The organism is Rhizobium sp. PEPV16, assembly GCF_008919455.1.
Lineage (GTDB): Bacteria > Pseudomonadota > Alphaproteobacteria > Rhizobiales > Rhizobiaceae > Rhizobium > Rhizobium leguminosarum_Q.
In genome coordinates this window covers 8966-12624 of record NZ_VSZV01000204.1, presented here as the reverse complement: position 1 = coordinate 12624, position 3659 = coordinate 8966, and the positions used below count along the sequence as shown (strand labels likewise).

General features: G+C 62.4%; 4 protein-coding genes. 1 reads left to right on the top strand and 3 read right to left on the bottom strand.

Annotated features, from left to right (window positions below):
• The 3 genes from FY112_RS05930 to dusB all read right to left on the bottom strand — a co-directional run.
• Nucleotides 1-199, bottom strand: a 199-nt coding sequence (locus tag FY112_RS05930) for a response regulator (RefSeq protein WP_151517951.1), incomplete at its 3' end; no start/stop codon positions are given.
• Nucleotides 196-1350 carry a nitrogen regulation protein NR(II) gene (locus FY112_RS05925; RefSeq protein ID WP_017960307.1) on the bottom strand — a complete coding sequence of 385 codons (1155 nt, stop codon included), beginning with the start codon at nucleotides 1348-1350 and terminating at the stop codon, nucleotides 196-198. The genes FY112_RS05925 and FY112_RS05930, both read right to left, overlap by 4 nt.
• Nucleotides 1347-2363 carry a tRNA dihydrouridine synthase DusB gene (gene dusB / locus FY112_RS05920; protein WP_181018164.1) on the bottom strand — a complete coding sequence of 339 codons (1017 nt, stop codon included), beginning with the start codon at nucleotides 2361-2363 and terminating at the stop codon, nucleotides 1347-1349. Before dusB ends, FY112_RS05925 begins: the two co-directional genes overlap by 4 nt.
• A gap of 145 nt (nucleotides 2364-2508) precedes the next feature.
• On the opposite strand from dusB, the gene FY112_RS05915 reads away from it, so the two are divergent.
• On the top strand, nucleotides 2509-3659 hold a 1151-nt coding region (locus tag FY112_RS05915; RefSeq protein ID WP_151517952.1), incomplete at its 3' end, for a bifunctional 2-C-methyl-D-erythritol 4-phosphate cytidylyltransferase/2-C-methyl-D-erythritol 2,4-cyclodiphosphate synthase.

Genomic DNA, 3659 nt, shown 5'->3' with positions numbered 1-3659 from the left:
GCGGCAGCAGATCGAAGGCGTTCTCGTCGGGCATCACCACATCGGTGACGACCAGATCGCCCTCGCCTGCCGAAATCCAGCGCCAGAGGGTAGCGGCGTTGGAGGTGATGCGGACGTCATAACCGGCGCGGCTCAAAGCCTGGTTGAGCACGGTCCGGATGGCCGCATCATCATCTGCAACGAGGATCGTGGCTGTCATCGAGAAGGTCCTGTCGAGCTTGCTATAGAAGCGTCTTCAAGCGAGGCGTCCTTCGACGCCGGCATGAGAACGCGGAATGTCGTGCGGCTGTTCTGGCTGTCGCATTCGATGATGCCGCCGTGATCGCCAATGATCTTGGCGACCAGCGCCAGGCCGAGGCCGCTGCCATTCGGCTTGGTGGTGATGAAGGGATCGAAGAGATGCGGCAACAGATCGAGGGGAACGCCGGGGCCGTTGTCGTGGACGCAGAATTCCAGCGGCAGCGAGATCTTTTCACGCGTGCCGGCGACCGAAAGACGGATGCCAGGGCGATAGGCCGTCGTCAGCATGATTTCGCCGTCCGGCCGATCGCCGACCGCTTCGGCGGCGTTTTTCACCAGATTGAGGAAGACCTGGACGAGTTGGTCGCGATTGGCATAGACGGCTGGCAGCGACGGATCGTAGCTCTCGGTGACCCGGATGTTGCGGGCAAAACCCGCCTTGGCGACCGCCTTCACATGATCGAGCACGGAATGGATGTTGACCGGCATGCGGTCGACAGGCCGTTCATCGGAAAAGACTTCCATGCGGTCGACCAGCGAGACGATGCGATCGGTCTCGTCGCAGATCAGCCGGGTCAGCGCCCGATCGTCGTCGTCCGCAGATTGTTCGAGCAGCTGCGCGGCGCCGCGGATGCCGGAGAGCGGGTTCTTGATCTCGTGCGCCAGCATCGAGGCAAGGCCGGTCACCGAGCGGGCGGCGGCGCGATGCGTCAGCTGCCGGTCGATCTTGTCTGCCATCGAGCGTTCCTGAAAGACGATGACGACGGCGCCGGGCTCGCTGAGCACAGGGGCGACGTAGAGATCGACGAGCTTGTCCTGGCCGAGGCGGGGCGAACTCAGGTCGACGCGATATTCGTTGACCGGCGCCTTGCGCTCGCGCACCTGGTCGATCAGGGCGAGCAGCGGGCTACCGAAGGGAATGAAGGTCGAGATGCGGTAACGCGCCAGATGCGAGGCGCTGGCGCCGAAGAAGGCCTCCGCCTCCCAATTGGCGAAAACGACGAAGCCGGATTCGTCGACCATGACGACGGGGTTCTGGATAGCGTTCAGCACCGCCATGGCGACGCTCCCGCCGGCATGATCGGACGGAGATGTCATATCCTTCATCATGCCGCCTCCCGGCTGTCGACAATATTCACAGCCAGCGCATCGTAAAGGCGCGCGGCCACCTCGCGCGGATCGCGCGAGGTCATGATCTCCGCCTTTTCAGCGCCTGACAGATCAGGCGCGAAACGCTGGAGATACCAGCCAAGGTGCTTGCGGGCGTGGCGGATCGCCACCGCTTCGCCGTAGAAATCCAGCATCATCCGGTAGTGCTCGACGGCGATCTCGGCGATCTCCGGGGATTGCGGTGCGGACGCACCTGATATGACGCCGGCATGCCACGGTCTGCCCTGGCAGCCCCTGCCGATCATGACGGCATCGGCGCCGGAGCGGCGCAATATTTCCTGCGCATCGCCCGCGGTTTCGACATCGCCGTTGGCGATCAGCGGAATGGAGATCACCTCGCGGACGGCGCGAATCGCATCCCAATCGGCCCGGCCTTCATAGAATTGCATGCGGGTGCGCCCATGAATGGTCACAAGCTGGATGCCGGCCGCCTCGGCGCGGCGGGCGATATCAGGCGCGTTGATCGAATTCTCATCCCAGCCAAGGCGCATCTTCAGCGTCACCGGAATGTCGACGGCTTTGACCGTCGCCTCGATGAGGCCGAGCGCGTGATCGGGGTCGCGCATCAGCGCAGAACCCGAATAACCGCCAATCACCTTCTTTGCCGGACAGCCCATGTTGATGTCGATGATATCGGCGCCGTGATCGGCGGCGATCTTGGCCGCCTCCGCCATCCAGTGCGCCTCGCGCCCGGAAAGCTGCACCATATGCGGCCGGAAGCCCGCAGCGCTGAGCCGCGACCAGGATTCAGCCGTGTCGTTGACCAGTTCGCGGCTCGCCACCATCTCGGTGACGACGAGGCCGGCGCCGAAGCGCCAGGCAAGCTCGCGGAAGGGCATATCCGTGACGCCGGACATCGGCGCCAATACAACGCGGTTTCGCACGGACACGGGTCCGATTCGAAAAGGCGCTGCGAGGTCCTTGGAAATCAAATGATTATCTTTCGGGCACACAATAGAACTGCATTATTTTTAGCCATTATTCCCTGACTTGCCAAGGGGGCTGGGACCGGAATTGATATTTTTCGGGCAGATGCTGGAAAAGGCCAAAGCAAGACGTTAGAGCACTCGGGTCAATTCCGCATAATTTAGGGGATTTATGCTGCAAATGCCTTCTAAGCAACCGATATCGGCTGGAATTGTCATCGTGGCGGCTGGCCGCGGCGAGCGCGCAGGATCCTCCAAGGAAGGCCCCAAGCAGTATCGCATGATCGGCGGCAAGCCGGTTATCGTGCATACGCTTGAAAACTTCATGACATGGGAAGCGGCAACTGAGATCGTCGTCGTCATTCATCCCGATGACGAGGCGCTGTATGCGAGAGCCTTCCGCCACATCATCTCGGCAACGCCGATCGAAACGGTGCATGGGGGTGCGACCCGGCAGCAATCCGTGCTTGCGGGCCTCAGATACCTCAAGGACAAGCACATCAGTCATGTGCTGATCCATGATGCCGTGCGGCCGTTCTTCGATCATGCGCTTCTGGATCGTATCGCCGAGAGCCTTGACGCCGGGGCGCCGGCGGTGCTGCCGGCGATCCCGGTCATCGATACGCTGAAACGCGCCGACAATACCGGCACCGTGCTGACAACGGTTTCACGCGAGCATCTCTACGCGGCGCAGACGCCGCAATCCTTCGCCTTCGACAAGATCCTCGAGGCGCATGAGAAGGCAGCCGCGAGCGGACGAAGCGATTTCACCGACGACGCCTCGATCGCCGAATGGATGGGCATTCCGGTGACGATCGTCGAGGGCACGAACGACAACGTCAAGCTGACGGTCAAGAACGATATCGCCATGGCCGACGACAAGCTCTCGGCTTCGCTGCTTCCAGACGTGCGCACAGGCAATGGCTACGACGTGCACCAGCTCGTCGCGGGCGATGGCGTGACGCTCTGCGGCGTGTTCATTCCGCATGACCAGAAGCTGAAAGGTCACTCGGATGCCGACGTTGCGCTGCATGCGCTGACGGACGCGCTGCTCGCCACCTGCGGCGCCGGCGATATCGGCGATCATTTCCCGCCGTCCGACCCGCAATGGAAGGGAGCGCCTTCGCGGATCTTCATCGAGCATGCCGCCCGGATCGTGCGCGAGCGCGGCGGCACGATCATGAATGCCGACGTCTCGCTGATTGCCGAGGCGCCCAAGATCGGCCCGCATCGCGACGCCATGCGGGCGAAACTGTCGGATTATCTCGGCATCGATATCGAGCGTTGCTCGGTCAAGGCGACGACCAACGAGACGATCGGCTT

Bases quoted from the DNA above. Each gene is read 5' to 3' on its own strand.
- FY112_RS05925 (WP_017960307.1), bottom strand. From the start codon at position 1,350: ATGATGAAGGATATGACATCTCCGTCCGATCATGCCGGCGGGAGCGTC.